The 13,632-nt window shown below is 61.4% G+C and carries 11 protein-coding genes; 6 read left to right on the top strand and 5 right to left on the bottom strand.

The window, feature by feature from the left end; genetic code table 11:
- Together ACSQ26_RS05070 and ACSQ26_RS05065 are read left to right on the top strand one after the other, a co-directional pair.
- Window positions 1–1,248, top strand: coding sequence for a glycosyltransferase family 4 protein (locus tag ACSQ26_RS05070; RefSeq protein ID WP_436006895.1), 1,248 nt, complete (start codon window positions 1–3; stop codon window positions 1,246–1,248).
- Complete coding sequence (locus tag ACSQ26_RS05065; RefSeq protein WP_436006893.1) at window positions 1,245–2,393, top strand: glycosyltransferase family protein; 1,149 nt, start codon at window positions 1,245–1,247, stop codon at window positions 2,391–2,393. Before ACSQ26_RS05070 ends, ACSQ26_RS05065 begins: the two co-directional genes overlap by 4 nt.
- On the opposite strand, the gene ACSQ26_RS05060 is transcribed toward ACSQ26_RS05065, so the two are convergent.
- Complete coding sequence (locus ACSQ26_RS05060) at window positions 2,390–3,043, bottom strand: class I SAM-dependent methyltransferase (RefSeq protein ID WP_436006891.1); 654 nt, start codon at window positions 3,041–3,043, stop codon at window positions 2,390–2,392. The two genes, ACSQ26_RS05065 and ACSQ26_RS05060, sit on opposite strands and share 4 nt — an antisense overlap.
- A 62-nt stretch (window positions 3,044–3,105) precedes the next feature.
- Between ACSQ26_RS05060 and ACSQ26_RS05055 the strand changes: the two genes are divergently transcribed.
- The 3 genes from ACSQ26_RS05055 to ACSQ26_RS05045 are packed head-to-tail and all read left to right on the top strand — an operon-like array spanning window position 3,106 to window position 6,934.
- Window positions 3,106–3,693 (top strand): hypothetical protein, encoded by a 588-nt coding sequence (locus tag ACSQ26_RS05055; protein WP_436006889.1) that lies wholly within the window; start codon window positions 3,106–3,108, stop codon window positions 3,691–3,693.
- A 9-nt stretch (window positions 3,694–3,702) separates the two neighbouring features.
- Window positions 3,703–6,417 (top strand): ABC transporter transmembrane domain-containing protein, encoded by a 2,715-nt coding sequence (locus tag ACSQ26_RS05050; RefSeq protein ID WP_436006887.1) that lies wholly within the window; start codon window positions 3,703–3,705, stop codon window positions 6,415–6,417.
- A 55-nt stretch (window positions 6,418–6,472) separates the two neighbouring features.
- A complete protein-coding gene (locus ACSQ26_RS05045) occupies window positions 6,473–6,934 on the top strand; it encodes a cyclic nucleotide-binding domain-containing protein (protein ID WP_436006885.1) in 462 nt (153 codons plus the stop codon).
- A gap of 7 nt (window positions 6,935–6,941) precedes the next feature.
- On the opposite strand, the gene ACSQ26_RS05040 is transcribed toward ACSQ26_RS05045, so the two are convergent.
- The gene (locus ACSQ26_RS05040; RefSeq protein WP_436006883.1) at window positions 6,942–8,609 is read right to left on the bottom strand and encodes a metallophosphoesterase family protein; all 1,668 of its coding nucleotides are present in this window, start codon (window positions 8,607–8,609) and stop codon (window positions 6,942–6,944) included.
- A 238-nt stretch (window positions 8,610–8,847) separates the two neighbouring features.
- Here ACSQ26_RS05040 and ACSQ26_RS05035 point away from each other — a divergent pair, with 238 nt between their 5' ends.
- A complete protein-coding gene (locus ACSQ26_RS05035; RefSeq protein ID WP_436006881.1) occupies window positions 8,848–9,663 on the top strand; it encodes an MBL fold metallo-hydrolase in 816 nt (271 codons plus the stop codon).
- Here ACSQ26_RS05035 and ACSQ26_RS05030 read toward each other — a convergent pair.
- The 3 genes from ACSQ26_RS05030 to ACSQ26_RS05020 are packed head-to-tail and all read right to left on the bottom strand — an operon-like array spanning window position 9,660 to window position 13,566.
- Entirely contained in the window at window positions 9,660–10,406 is a 747-nt protein-coding gene (locus tag ACSQ26_RS05030; RefSeq protein WP_436006879.1) for a polysaccharide deacetylase family protein, read from the bottom strand. The two genes, ACSQ26_RS05035 and ACSQ26_RS05030, sit on opposite strands and share 4 nt — an antisense overlap.
- Complete coding sequence (locus tag ACSQ26_RS05025) at window positions 10,403–11,497, bottom strand: glycosyltransferase family 4 protein (protein ID WP_436006877.1); 1,095 nt, start codon at window positions 11,495–11,497, stop codon at window positions 10,403–10,405. Before ACSQ26_RS05025 ends, ACSQ26_RS05030 begins: the two co-directional genes overlap by 4 nt.
- On the bottom strand, window positions 11,494–13,566 hold the full coding sequence (locus ACSQ26_RS05020) for an ATP-binding protein (protein ID WP_436006875.1): 2,073 nt from the start codon (window positions 13,564–13,566) through the stop codon (window positions 11,494–11,496). The genes ACSQ26_RS05025 and ACSQ26_RS05020 overlap by 4 nt, the downstream gene beginning before the upstream one ends.
- Window positions 13,567–13,632: the final 66 nt, after the last annotated feature.

Genomic DNA, 13,632 nt, shown 5'->3' with positions numbered 1-13,632 from the left:
TTGCCTGAAAAACGCAAGATCGTGATCGTGCTGAAAGGCTATCCGCGCCTTTCGGAAACCTTCATCGCGCAGGAAATCCTTGGGCTCGAACGGGCCGGTTTCGACCTGTCGCTGGTCGCACTCCGCCGACCCACCGACACCAAGCGTCACCCGGTGCATGACGAGATCCAGGCGCCGGTGCTCTACCTGCCGGAATATCTGCACGAAGAACGGGGCCGCGTGCTCAAGGCCGTTCTGAAGACCCTGCCGAAGCCGGGCTTCTGGAAGGCGCTCGGTGCACTTGCACGCGACTTCGCCAAGGACCGCACCCGGAACCGCATCCGCCGCTTCGGCCAGGCCGCGGTGCTGGCTGCCGAATGGCCGGAGGGCGCCGGCTGGCTGCATGCCCATTTCATCCACACACCGGCATCGGCCACCGCCTATGCCAGCATGATGACCGGCATTCCCTGGACTTGCTCGGCTCATGCCAAGGACATCTGGACCTCGCCCGATTGGGAGCTCGCCGGCAAACTCTCCAGCAATCGCTGGACCGTGACCTGCACCAAGACCGGCTACGAACATCTCAAGCAACTCGGCGGCCCGCGCGCCAATGTCCATCTGAGCTATCACGGGCTGGATCTGGCCCGCTTCGGCCATTTCGACGGCGAGCGCCCTGCGCGTGACGGCAGCGATCCCGCAGATCCCGCCCGCATCATCAGTGTCGGCCGTGCCGTGCCGAAGAAGGGCTACGACATCCTGCTCAAAGCGCTGAGCCTGCTCCCCGCTGAACTCCATTGGCGGTTCGAACATATCGGCGACGGCGACATCATCAAGACGTTGAAGGCGCAAGCCACCGAGCTCGGCATCGCCGACAGGCTCGAATGGCGCGGCGCGATGGACCAGAAGGATGTGCTCGCCAGCTATCGCGCGAGCGATCTCTTCGCGCTTGCTTGCCGGATCACGCCAGACGGCGACCGCGACGGCCTGCCGAATGTCATCGTCGAGGCCTGCAGCCAGGGACTGGTCTGCCTGTCCACCGACATTTCAGGTGTGCCCGAACTGCTGACCGATGGCGAAAACGGCCTTCTGGTTCCATCCGAGAGCGCCGAAGCATTGGCCGAAGCGCTGGAGCGCGCGATCCGCGATCCGGCCTTGCGCCATCGTCTGGGTCAGGCCGCCGAGCAAAGGGTGCGGGCGGATTTCGACTTCCATACCAGCATCAGCCAGCTCAAGTCGCTCTTTGAAGCGGAATGGCGGAAGACGCCATGAGCGGCGAACGCAGACCGCGCCGGGTGCTGTTCTACGTCCAGCATCTCCTGGGCATCGGCCATCTGGCGCGCGCGAGCCGCATCGGTCGTGCGATGGCAGAGGCGGGACTTGATGTGACGATGGTCACCGGCGGCACCCCAGTCGAGGGGTTCCCTGGGCCCGAGGTCAAGCATGTCGCGCTACCACCGATCGCATCCGGTGACGCGGGATTTTCCGGTCTCGTCGATACCGACGGCAAGCCCGTCGATGCCGCATTCCAGGCAATGCGCCGCGACCTGCTATTGAAAGCTCTGCGCGACACCAAGCCTGATATCGTGATGATCGAGGCATTTCCCTTTGGACGCCGGCAGGTGCGGTTCGAGCTGATACCGCTCCTGGACGAGATCAAATCCATGCAGAACCGGCCACTCGTCGCCTGCTCACTACGCGACATCCTGCAGGAACGCGCCAAACCCGGACGCGACGAGGAAAGCGTCGATCTGGTGAGCCGCTATTTCGACCTTGTGCTGGTGCACGGCGATCCGGCATTCGTGCGCCTCGAAGAGACATTTCCACTGGCAAGCGGCATCGTGGACAAGATCGTCTATACCGGCCTGGTCAGCGCCCCGCCCCCCACGCCACCTTCCGAGAAGTTCGACGTCGTCGTCTCCGCCGGCGGCGGCGCGGTGGGCAATGGCTTGCTGCAGGCTGCAGTTGGGGCGGCTTCTCGCCTGCCCGAGGAACTGACGTGGTGCGTGATCGCCGGCCCAAACCTGCCGCAGGCGGACTACGATGCCGTCGAAACGATGTTGCCCGCCAACGCCGCGCTAGTCCGTTTCCGCAGGGATTTCGCGAGCCTTCTGACCACAGCGCGCGTCTCGGTCTCGCAGGCCGGCTACAACACCGTCTGCGATATCCTCCGTGCCGGCTGCGGTTCGGTGCTGATCCCGTTTACGGCGGGCGGCGAAACCGAACAGCGCGTCCGCGCCGAACGGCTGGAAAAGCTCGGGCTTGCAGCTGTTGTGGTGGAAGAAACCCTTTCCGTCGAAGGAATGACGGCCGCCATCGGGACGATGCTGGCATCCCGAGACAAAGCACGCCATTCACTGGATCTCGAAGGCGCGAGACGCACAGCGGAAATCCTGGGCGAAATGCCGCTCCGCTAAATCGTGCCGATCAGCATGAAACGGGTGTATTTCTTCATCGGCAGTGAGCCGGAAAACGCCACATCACTCAGCCCGGCCTGATCGACGAAGGCATCGAGCGTCGGCACGCAATTGATATGGGTCGGCTCGCTGAAATAGTCGTTCGATTGCAGCAGCACCCGTGAGCCCTTCGGCAGTAGCGTCAGCCATGCCCTGAGATCGGCAATGTGTTCGCAGCTCGTATTGATGACCAGATCGGCACCGAGTGCGCCATAGGGCAATTGATACATGTCGGCGGTGATCGCCCGAAACCTGTCGGCCCAGGCGGCGTTCAGGGTCTCCGCGACGCTGCCGACGTCGGGGTCAATGTCGTAGCTGTCGACCGCACCGATCTCGAAGCGATCGTCATCGAAAAACATCGCGGCGAGAATGCCGTACCAGCCCCCGAGTATGACAATCCGCCCGTATCGTCCACCCAACGTGTCGAACAGCGAGTCCCTGCCCCAGAGCTTGCACCCGACCTGCTTGTGATTGAAGGCATTGCCGACATCGGCTTCGGGATGCCGGGCAATGACCTTGGACAATCCTTTGAGAAGCGGGCTGCCGGTGTAAGCGGCGACCCCCCGCATCAGGTCGAAAGCGTTTTCATGCCAATCGGTTGTCTCGTTCATGCTGCTTTGGATAGCGTTCGTCATTAGGTTGTTGTAGGCTGGCGGGACAGGGAGTGCAAGCAATGCGGACAGCACTGACGAACGAGAGGGCCAACCTCCTGCCGGGGCAGGATTTGCCGCATCTCGATGGCATCGGTGCGAGCATGCGTCAGGTCATCGCCGCGCATTTTCTCACCGGCTGCGAGCATGTTCTTGAGATCGGCGGGCATGTCAGACCGATCACCGATTACCTGACTCACCACCCGAAGTCGGTCACATCGATCGACCCGAAGACAGGACCCTACGATTCATATCTGCTGAACGGGCACATCTGCAGGGTGCGGCACATCGCGAGCAAGTTTCAGGATGTGGAATATGATCGGCCGCGGCACAGCTACGGCCTCGTTCTCCTCGGCTATTCCTTGACACCGCTTGGGAAAAATAACCCCCTCGGTGACCGGCTCTTCTCGCTGGTGGACAATGCCAAGGTTATCGTGCTTGAATATTCTCCGGCACTTGAGCGGGCAACGTCGCAGGTGCCCGAAATCATCGGCCGCAAGACCGTGAAAATCCGTACCACCCTTGATCTTCGCCTCAACGATCCCGAGATTGTCGATACGCCCTATGCCGATAGGCGCCTCGTTGTTCTCGATCCAGCCGATATAATCTAAGAGTGCTTGATGGAAAATCGTCTTTCCCGCTACATCTGGAAACACACGAGCAAGCAGCAGCTTTATATCCTGCTGGTCGTCGCTATTTCGATGATCCCCTATTTCATGTCGTTCGACCTGCCCAAGCAGATCGTCAACGGTCCCATCCAGGGCAAGGGATTTGAGGGCGGCGGCGCGACCCAGACCTTCATGCAGATCGCGTTCGATCTGCCCTGGATCGGCAATGTCGAACTTTTCTCGGGCTTTGAGCTCGGCCGGTTCGGCATGCTCTATGCCCTGAGCGGCGTTTTCCTGGTTCTCGTCGTCATCAACGGCCTCTTCAAATTCTATATCAACACCTACAAGGGCCGGCTCGGCGAACGGCTGCTCAGGCGCATCCGTTTCGAACTCGTGGATCGGGTGCTGCGCTTTCCGCCCAGCCAGTTCAAGCGTACCAAGGGCGCCGAAGTCGCCAGCATGGTCAAGGACGAGGTCGAGCCGCTAGGCGGCTTCACCGGTGACGCTTTCGTCTCCCCCGCATTGCTAGGCGGGCAGGCTCTGACCGCCCTGTTCTTCATCTTCGTGCAGAATCTCTGGCTCGGCATGATCGCGGCCTTCATGGTCGGCATCCAGGGTTTTATCATCCCCCGCATGCGCCGCAGGCTGCTAGTGCTCGGCCGCGAGCGGCAGTTGACGGCGCGCGAACTCTCGGGCCGCGTCAGCGAGATTTTCGACGGCATAGGCACCATCCGCGGCTACGATACGACCAACTACGAACGCGCCGATATTGCCGCACGCCTGGGGCGGATTTTCAAGATTCGCTACGACCTGTACCAGTGGAAGTTCCTGGTCAAGTTCATCAACAACTTCCTCGCCTCGGTGACACCCTTCCTGTTCTACGTCGTCGGCGGCTATCTGGCGCTCAACGGCCAGCTCGATATCGGCCAGTTGGTCGCCGTCATCACGGCCTACAAGGATCTGCCCGGCCCGCTCAAGGAACTCATCGATTGGGACCAGACGCGGCAGGACGTGCAGGTCAAATATGTCCAGGTCGTCGAGCAGTTCAGCGTCGAGAAGATGATCGACAAGGCGATGCAGGAGGTCGCCTATGACGACGTACCGCCGCGCGAGGAACCGCTCTCTGCCGTCAATCTTTCCCTGGTCGACGACAGTGGCGCGAGACTGCTCTCCGGCGTGTCGATGCAGATCATGCCGGGCGAGACCGTCGCGGTCGTCGGCACGGCGGCGGCGGGCGGCGAAGCGCTGGCCGATGCGTTTGCCCGGCTCATCTGGCCGGAGACCGGCAAGGTCACGTTCGGCAAGGACGATATCATGGCGTTGCCCGACTCGGTGACCGGGCGCCAGCTGACCTACGCGTCCGCGGAAATCTATCTTTTCCAGGGATCGCTCCGGGACAACCTGCTCTACGGCCTGAAGCACGCGCCGCTCAAGCCCGCTCTTTACGAAGGGGCTGCGGAAACCCAAAGGAAGTGGGACCTGCATGAAGCACACCTCGCGGGCAATCCCGATTATGACATCAAGGGCGACTGGATCGACTATAAGGCCGCCGGCGCGGAGGGTCCGGACGATCTGCCGAAATCCGTGCGCGCTGCACTCGATGCCGTGCAGCTTTCGAAGGATGTCCTCGATCTCTCCATGCGTTCGATCGTCAATCCCGCCGATTATCCAGGGCTCGCCGAACGAGTGGTCACGATGCGGCAGGCGCTTCGCGACGAACTCGAGAAGGAAGACCTGAGCAGCCTTGTCGTGCCCTTCGACCCGGAAGCCTACAATCCCGAAGCGACCGTCGGTGAAAACCTGTTGTTCGGCTCCGCCGTCGGCCCGCAGCTGATGGGTCCCGCGATCGGCAAGAATCCTTACTTCCGGTCGGTGGTCGCCAGAACCGGGCTCGACGTGATCCTGTATGACATGGGCATTGAAATCGCCGAGAACGCGGTCGATCTCTTCAGCGACCTGCCGCCGGATCACCCGTTCTTCCAGCAGCTCACCTTCATGACTGCAGATGATATTCCACAATATCAGGTGTTGCTGCAGAGGCTCAAGGGCAAGCGCTTCGAGGAAGTCGTGCCGGAAGATCAGGTCAAGATCATCCGGCTGAGCTTCCTCTACATTGAGCCTCGGCATCGTTTCGGCCTGCTCACCCGTGAGCTCATGGAAAAGATCGTCGAGGTCCGCAAGGCGTTCCATGCCGGCCTTCCCGAGGATCTCAAGGACGCCATCGAGCCCTATGATCCTTCCCGATATACGCCATCCGCCAGCCTGCTGGATAATGTGCTCTTCGGCCGGATCAGCCACAAACACACCGATGGCTCCGAGCGTATCCGCACCATTATTGGCGAACTGCTACAAGCCCGCGGTCTTTATGACGACGCGCTGACCATCGGCATGGAGTACAATGTCGGCGCAGGCGGCCGCCGCCTCACATCGGTCCAGCGGCAAAAGCTCGGCATGGCACGCGCGATCATCCGGCAGTCGACCCACTACGTCTTCAATCGCCCGCTGCCGGGTCTCGATCATCGGGTGCAGTTGCAGATCGTCCGCGATACTCTGGATCTCATCCAGAAGAGAGAACAGAACGCGTCCATTATCTGGGTGCTCAGCGACAATGCGCTGGCAGAACTTTTCGACCGCGTGCTCGTCTTCGACAAGGGCAAGCTTGCCGAGGATGGCCCGCATGCGAAACTTGTTGAAAAAGGCGGTATATTCAGGGAACTTGTGTCATGATAGTCACATTGAGCCCTGAAAGACTGTCAAGACATATGGGAGTTTGGATGTCATCATGATGCTCAAGGACGAAGTACAGACATTGCGGCAGGTGCCGTTGTTTTCCCGGGTCGCGCCGGCGAAGCTCAAGCTCCTCGCCTTCGCCTCGGACCGCGTGAGCTACCGTACCGGCGAAACCCTGTTCCGTCAGGGCGATCCCGGCGACGCTGCCTATGTGATACTCTCCGGAAGAGCCGATATCCTGGCGGACTCCCCGAATGGCCAGATCAAGGTCGCCGAGCTCGACGGCAACGCGATTGTCGGCGAAATCGCCATTCTCTGTGATATCTCCCGGACCGCGACCGTCAAGGCGGCCATGCCGCTCGAAGCGCTACGCATCCGCAAGGATGATTTCCTCAAGCTCCTCGCCGACGATCCCGACGTGATGTTCGAGATCCTGCGCTCGCTCGCCGACAGGCTGACCCGCACGACGACGGAACTGACCGAGGCCCGCGCCCAGGCCAAGACCGCCGGCTGAACCGGACTTAGCGCTCCGTTATTGCGCCGGTCTCGAGATCGATCGCAAAATCACGCGATGGCAGCCCCGACAGGTAGCGATCGTACATGCTGAACAGTAACCGGAACGATTCCACGGGCCCGGGCTGCACGCTTTCCCCGAGGGATCGGTAGCGACTGGCAACCTGTTCATAGGCAGCAAGCCGGACAGCCTCGATCGCTTCGACGCCAAACGCACTGCCCATCCTCGCGCGATAGCAATCACGCAGAAAATCGAGCGCGGTGATGCCATCGAGATTTTCAAGCACAGCATCGCTCCCGGTTCCCGCCTGACCCGCAAGGTCCGCAAGACTCATCGCCCGCATCGATCTCGCGAGTGCCTCCGGCCATTCGCGCTTGAGGTGACGCCGGCTGACGAGATGACCGAGATGCGCATGCAGGAACTGGTTGTAGTTTTCCGCCTCGAGCATCCCGCCGGTTTCCACGCCGGCGCGCATGGCCTGCCGTCGGTATTCCGCCATCAGGTCGGCATCGAGTGCCATCTCACCGATGCTGACACTCTCGACCTCGATCAATCGGTTTCGCACAGTCACGATCTTGAAAGCCGCCGGGAATGCGACCAGCGAAGGGACAGAGACGTTGACGAGAAAGCCGCTCGCGGTCTGCCGGCGCGCGGTGTCGTTGACATGCACATGCCCGCTGAAATGGACCTGGATTCCCGTATCGATCAGCGTATCGCCAACCTCCGCGTCCGGCACGCGCCGCACCATGCCGGTTTCGCCGAGCAGAGCCAGTTCATCGTCCCGCGTACCGTCGAGCGGGTCAAGCGCGGGGTAATGCGAAAAGGCAAGCAGCGTCCTGCCCTGTTCGCGAGCGCGGCGGGAAACGTCCTTCATCCAATCCAGGATGAAAGCCTTGTGGCGCAGCATGCCGTTCCATCCCGCATCGGTGCTGTCGGCGAAGGCGTGTCCATCGCGTGGCTCGTCGAGCGGCGCGAAGACATTGGCATCGATCATCAGCATCCAGACCCCTTCGAAGGGTTCGACGAGATACGAGCCATCTATGAGTTCGCGGATCGCTCCGTCAGCTGAGCGAACCCGATAGCGCCGGGCCGCAGGATCGCTGTCGGTACCGAACGGTGTTTCCCACAGGATCGCACCGGGCACGCCGAAAAACCCGATATCCGGAAGCGCCAGCAACCCCTCGGGATAACCCATGCAGCGCATGCCGGACCAGACGATGACAGAATCGTCGTCCTCACCTTGTCGCCGCTCGGGATCGCTGGTCACAAGGTCGTGGCCGCCGCTGGCATTGGCGAAACCCTTGGCACGGTGGCGCCCATGGTCGGCGAAGATGTCGTGGTTTCCTGGCGTCGCGTAGAACCGCATGCCGTAGCGGGCCGAATATCCGTCGAGCAACTTACGTAGGCCGGCAAGCGTCGTCACCTGCCCATCGTCCGAATAGTCGCCGAGCAGCACGACGTCATGGATGCCGCGCGCGGCGATATCATCGAGTGTGGTCCGCAGCGCCGCGGCGCTCTCGTTGAACACCCGCGTCGATCGGGCGACTTGGGAGAAGGGCCGCATGGCAAGCTTTCGGCCCGCCGCTTGAATACCCATAATGCCATAATCGCCTTCGAGATCGTGGAAATGCGCATCCGCGATGATGGCGATGGGCGGATGGCTCGGAGGCTTCATGCTTTGATTTTCCCGGGTCCGGCAGTCAAACCGGCCGCGCTGCGTTCATCATATTCGAAGACGCCACCGATTCCATACTCGCTTATGTGTCGCACTTTGGCTAACATGGCAAAATTCCGGCGGAAATCGAAAACTAATGTTATGAATTCGATAAATCGGCATACTTGAAGGATTGAGCGCGACAAACCGGGGCAATTTGGGTTTGTCGGGCAGACAGGAGAGCGACGGGGTGTTTCGAGTGCGTTTTTGGGGAGTGCGTGGCAGCCTGCCCGTCTCCGGTCCGGAATTCCACCGCTATGGCGGAAACACATTCTGCGTTGAGATTCAATGCGGTGAACAGCGGCTGCTCTTCGATGCCGGCTCCGGCCTGCTGCCGGCGTCAAAGGCCCTGCTGGCCGAAGGCATCACGAACTATAATTTGTTCTTCTCCCATTGCCATTACGACCACATCATCGGCCTGCCCTATTTCATCCCGATCTACAGCCCGGACGCCGATGTGACGATGTGGTCTGGGCATATGACGAATGGCATGACGACACGCCAGATGGTCAGCGAGTTCATCCAGCCGCCGTGGTTTCCCATCAGGATCGATGCCTGTCGCGCCAATATGAAATTCATGGATTTCAAGATGGGGGACAAGATCGATGCATTGCCCGGCATCGGCATCCGCACTGGAAAGCTCGACCATCCCGGCAATGCCGTTGGCTACCGCATCGAATATCAGGGCCGTACGATCGCCATCATCACGGATACCGAGCATGAACCCGGTGGCAGCCTCGACCCCAACGTCATGGCGCTGATCGAGGGCGTCGATATTTTTCTCTATGACAGCATGTACACAGATGATGAGATGGCGCGACATCGCGGCTTCGGCCATTCGAGCTGGCAGCATGCATTAAAGCTCGCGAAGGCGTCCGGGGCGAAGAAGGTCGGCTTTGTTCATCACTCACCATACCGGACCGATGCGGAACTTGATATGATCGATCGGAGCGCCCGAGCAATCTTCCCCGGCGCATTTGCCGTCCGCGAAGGCGATCAGTTCGACCTCATTTAGCGCGCGGACAGTATCTCGGGAAGCGAAACCCATCGGCAGGCGGGGTGCTGAAGTGTGAAGGCGAGCAGCCTGTCGATGAAGCTCCAGGCCGCTTCGTCATGAACGAGATGATGGGTCAATAATCCCATTGTGCCGCCGGAGACCGACATTTCGCCGAGACGCTTGACGATGTCAGCCAGGATCGCCTCGTCCGCCCGGCCTCCTCTCGTTCCATGCCAATCCATGACATCGGCATGCGTGTTGACGAGCCGGATCGGACCCTGTTTCTCCGGGCCGAACACAGAGAGAGCACGGAAGCCGATGCCTTCGAGTTCCGATATCAGCGATGCGGTGATGCGGTTCCAGGGCGGCACCAGTACGGGGGAGAAGGCTGCTCGATAAAGTGTGCCGAGCTTTTCGAACCCGGCCTTCAATTCCGAGAGCACGTCGCTGGCGGCGCGGTTGGGGCCAAGTTCCTGCTTCTTCTCGCCTTCGCCGGCAAAATTCCTGTGCGACCAGCCGTGAACCGCGACATTGACGGACGGGCAGGCATCGAGGCGCCGGGCCAGAGCCTCTCCAGTGTGCTGCGGTATGACCGCCAGGGTCAGTGGCGCGCCGTGCTTTTTCGCCAGCACCAGCAGTCGTTCAAGCTTGGGCGTCGGCTCAACCGCGTCATCGTCGCGCAGCCAGAACCGGGCCGTTTTCCCAGCCTGTTGCCAGCGATCCAGTTCCGCCCGCAGCTCCGCCCATGGATCATTCGTCATTTCGGCAATCCCGTGAATTCCTTGAGAATGATCGCGAGCCTTGCCGCTGCCCTATCGAGCGATCTCTCTTGCTCGACGAATTGCCGGGCATTCGCAGCAAGCATCGCCCGGCGTCCACCGTCAACAAGAAGCGTCCTGATGGCGTCAGCATAGGCGGCAACGTCACCCGGCGCGGTCAGCAACCCGGTGCGGTCATCAATCACGACCTCGGGCACACCGGCGATTGCCTGCGCCACAACAGGCAGACCGGCCGCCTGCGCTTCGAGATAGGCAAGCCCATAGGCCTCGCCACAACCCGGCCAGACATAGATCCCGGCCCGCGACAGGATCGCGGCGATCTCGCGCTGGTCCCGCTCGCCGTGCCAGACGATGCGGCCCGGCGCAAAGCCGGCGAAGAGCGCCTCAACCTCGGGTCGGCTTGGTCCGTCGCCGACGATCTCAAGTGTCCAGTCGAGATCGCCGATCAACGCAAGCGATGCGGCCAACATGCGGTAGCTGTCCATCTTGTCGCCCGGCCGCATCATGGCGACGGTCACAAGCCGCGTGGGATCAGGTGACGGCGCCAGCGAAAGAAAGGCCGAGGCATCAAGGAAGGGCGGCAGCACCGCCATCCTGGCCCGTGGCACCATCTCCATAAGCCCGATCCGGTCCCGCGCCGTCATGCAGATATTGACCGCCGCCATCGCCACTGCATCAATGACCGGCGCCTGCATTCCACCCCAGCCGGTCCTGTCGCGACGCGCCGAAAGCGAAGCCTCGGCAGTGACATAGGGAATGGAGAATTCGCGGACAAGCGCAGGTCCCAGCAGATCCGGCGCCTTATAATAGGAGTGATATGTGAACCAGAGATCGGGCAGCGCCTCGTGCCGCCAAGCCCTCGCGATCCGGCTGGTCTCCGCCGCCGCCTCTTCCTTCAGCGCCGCCAGCCTCTCCTCGGATGGCTCCTTCGAGAAGCTGCGCAATTCCGACGCGATGTCGACTGTTGCGCCGGCGCGTTCGAGCGCCACGATCAGCAGTCTCGCCATCAGCCTGTCGCCCGACGGAACGGGGTGACGGGGCGACTTCAGCGGCGAATAGAATGCAACCCTCATGTCTGTGCCTGATTGTGTTTTCGCGCCGAGGCCCATGAGGCCGAGAGGACTTCCTGCATGTTTGCCGAGGTGAAGGGCTTCATCAAAACCGGCAATTCGATACGCTGGCCCTGTTCCAGTGCCTCGCTGAATCCGGTCATCAGAACGATGGCGATCTCGGGATTGAGCGCCTTGATATAATCGGCGAGCTCCAGGCCGGACATGCCGGGCATACGGATATCGGTGAGCACGGCGTCGATATCGGCTTCGCCCCGAAGGGCTGCGAGCGCCGCGCGGCCGCTGGGCACGGCAATCACGTCCACCCCCGCATCTTCAAGGGCCATCTTGGCGACCGCAAGCGATGACGGCGTGTCATCGACGACGAGCATCTTGCGGGGCAAATTTGTGTGGCCGAAAACTGGCGCCGGAGCCGATGTTATTCTGGAAGCACTTCGCTGCAAGTAGAGGGTGAAGACAGAGCCGCGCCCTTCGGCGCTTGTCACCGCCACAGCACCGCCGGAGCGCTCCGTGAAGGCATGGACCTGGCTGAGCCCAAGCCCGGATGAGCCGTCCTGCTTGGTCGTGTAGAAGGGTTCGAATATGCGGGCAACGTCGTCGGCGCGCATGCCGCGCCCCTCGTCGGAGACGGTGACGGCAACGCCCGGCCCCTCCAGCCTTTGGTTTTCAGCACGAAGGTCACTCACATTGCGTGCCTTTATCTCTACCAAGCCGCCTTCGGGCATCGCCTCGCGGGCGTTGGTGACCAGGTTGATCAATGCGGTTTCGAGCGCCTGCGGGTCTGCCCTGACCGGCCACAGGTCATTGCCGAATTCGATCCTGACCTCAACGGCACTTTGCGCCGCCTGATCAAGCGTTTCTCTGAGCGTGCCAATACTGTCCTGAAGTCTTGTCGTCCCAGTGCTTTCGTTCGATTTCCGGGAAAACGACAGAAGCCGCTGGGTCAAAGTCCTGCCGCGCGTCACCGCGTCGAACATCCCATCCAGAATGCGTCCAGCCCGCACCTCGTCGTCCCGCCGGCGCTTGAGACTCTCCGCACCCGACTGGAAAACCATGAGGAGATTGTTGAAGTCGTGCGCGACGCCGCCGGTGAGCTTGCCCAGCGCGTCCATCCGCTGCCAGCTCGCAAGCGCCACTTCATTGCGCCGCCGCGCGTCCAATTCACGAAGAAACAGGAACACCGCGAGCGCCGACAAAAGAAGCGTCACGCCGCCCGTTGCCATCAGAACATAAAGACCCTGCGCCGAAATCCGCTGATATTCCGCAAGCGGCATGCCGACGCTGACAGTCCAGTCGCTGCCTTCGACGGGCATGGTGGCGACCCGCACCTCTTCGCCTGAGTGAAGACGGCCAAGCGGCAGGCTGTCCTCGGACGAGGGATGCATCTGCACCAGTTGATCGGCCGGAAGCGTAATGAATTCGGTGCCGGCCGTGGTGGCCACCACCCGTCCCTTGCCATCCCTGATCCAGCCGATCCAGCTTTGCGGCAACCCGTTCGCTCGAAGGATTTCGGTTAGCGCGTGCGGCCGGATAACCGCGGCCAGCCCGTAGACGACCTTATCCTGCCGGATGACAGGCACGCGAATTGGAAAGGCGGGCAGGCGCCGTGGCCCGAGCGTCACATTGCCGATCACGGCCCGCTTCGTCTCGACCAGCCGCTTATGGCTCTCAATATCGACCACGGCTTGCAACGGCCGCACAAGCTTGGACTCCGGTACGGCAAGAACCACCCGGCCTTCGAGGTCGGTGACGCGAAACATCTCCCATTCGGGAACGCGGACTCTTAGCCTGTTGCCCAGTTCGGTGAACTCCTTGGCCTGGACCGGAGGATCAAGCCGCGGCGACTCTGACAGGATCGACAAAAGCTGCACATGCGTTTCCAGTTCGTGCGAAAGCGCTGAGCCAAGCCGTTGGGCGCGTTCGCCGATCACTTCGTTCAGGGCGGTCTTCTGCGATTGGGTGAGGTAGTAGCCGATCACGCCGCAAATCAGCACGATAGGGATCGAGGCGCTCAGAAGCAGCAGGACGGCGGGACGGGCATTTGTCCAGCCATTGCCTTTGAAAACCTGCATTCTGGAGGCCTGTCGCACCTTGATTCGTCACCTGTCCGCTGTACCCTAGCTGTAATCTTGCGGGCG

This window comes from Rhizobium sp. LjRoot254 (assembly GCF_964254105.1).
In the GTDB taxonomy this organism is placed as follows: domain Bacteria; phylum Pseudomonadota; class Alphaproteobacteria; order Rhizobiales; family Rhizobiaceae; genus Rhizobium_E.
The sequence above is the reverse complement of the archived record's forward strand: the minus strand, read 5'-3'. Positions and strand labels throughout refer to the sequence as shown.

Excerpts from the sequence above, each read along its gene's own strand:
- ACSQ26_RS05025 (WP_436006877.1), bottom strand. The coding sequence starts at position 11,497 with ATGAGGGTTGCATTCTATTCGCCGCTGAAGTCGCCCCGTCACCCCGTT.
- ACSQ26_RS05050 (WP_436006887.1), top strand. The coding sequence starts at position 3,703 with ATGGAAAATCGTCTTTCCCGCTACATCTGGAAACACACGAGCAAGCAG.
- ACSQ26_RS05055 (WP_436006889.1), top strand. The coding sequence starts at position 3,106 with ATGCGGACAGCACTGACGAACGAGAGGGCCAACCTCCTGCCGGGGCAG.
- ACSQ26_RS05020 (WP_436006875.1), bottom strand. The coding sequence starts at position 13,566 with ATGCAGGTTTTCAAAGGCAATGGCTGGACAAATGCCCGTCCCGCCGTC.
- ACSQ26_RS05060 (WP_436006891.1), bottom strand. The coding sequence starts at position 3,043 with ATGAACGAGACAACCGATTGGCATGAAAACGCTTTCGACCTGATGCGG.
- ACSQ26_RS05045 (WP_436006885.1), top strand. The coding sequence starts at position 6,473 with ATGATGCTCAAGGACGAAGTACAGACATTGCGGCAGGTGCCGTTGTTT.
- ACSQ26_RS05030 (WP_436006879.1), bottom strand. The coding sequence starts at position 10,406 with ATGACGAATGATCCATGGGCGGAGCTGCGGGCGGAACTGGATCGCTGG.
- ACSQ26_RS05040 (WP_436006883.1), bottom strand. The coding sequence starts at position 8,609 with ATGAAGCCTCCGAGCCATCCGCCCATCGCCATCATCGCGGATGCGCAT.
- ACSQ26_RS05065 (WP_436006893.1), top strand. The coding sequence starts at position 1,245 with ATGAGCGGCGAACGCAGACCGCGCCGGGTGCTGTTCTACGTCCAGCAT.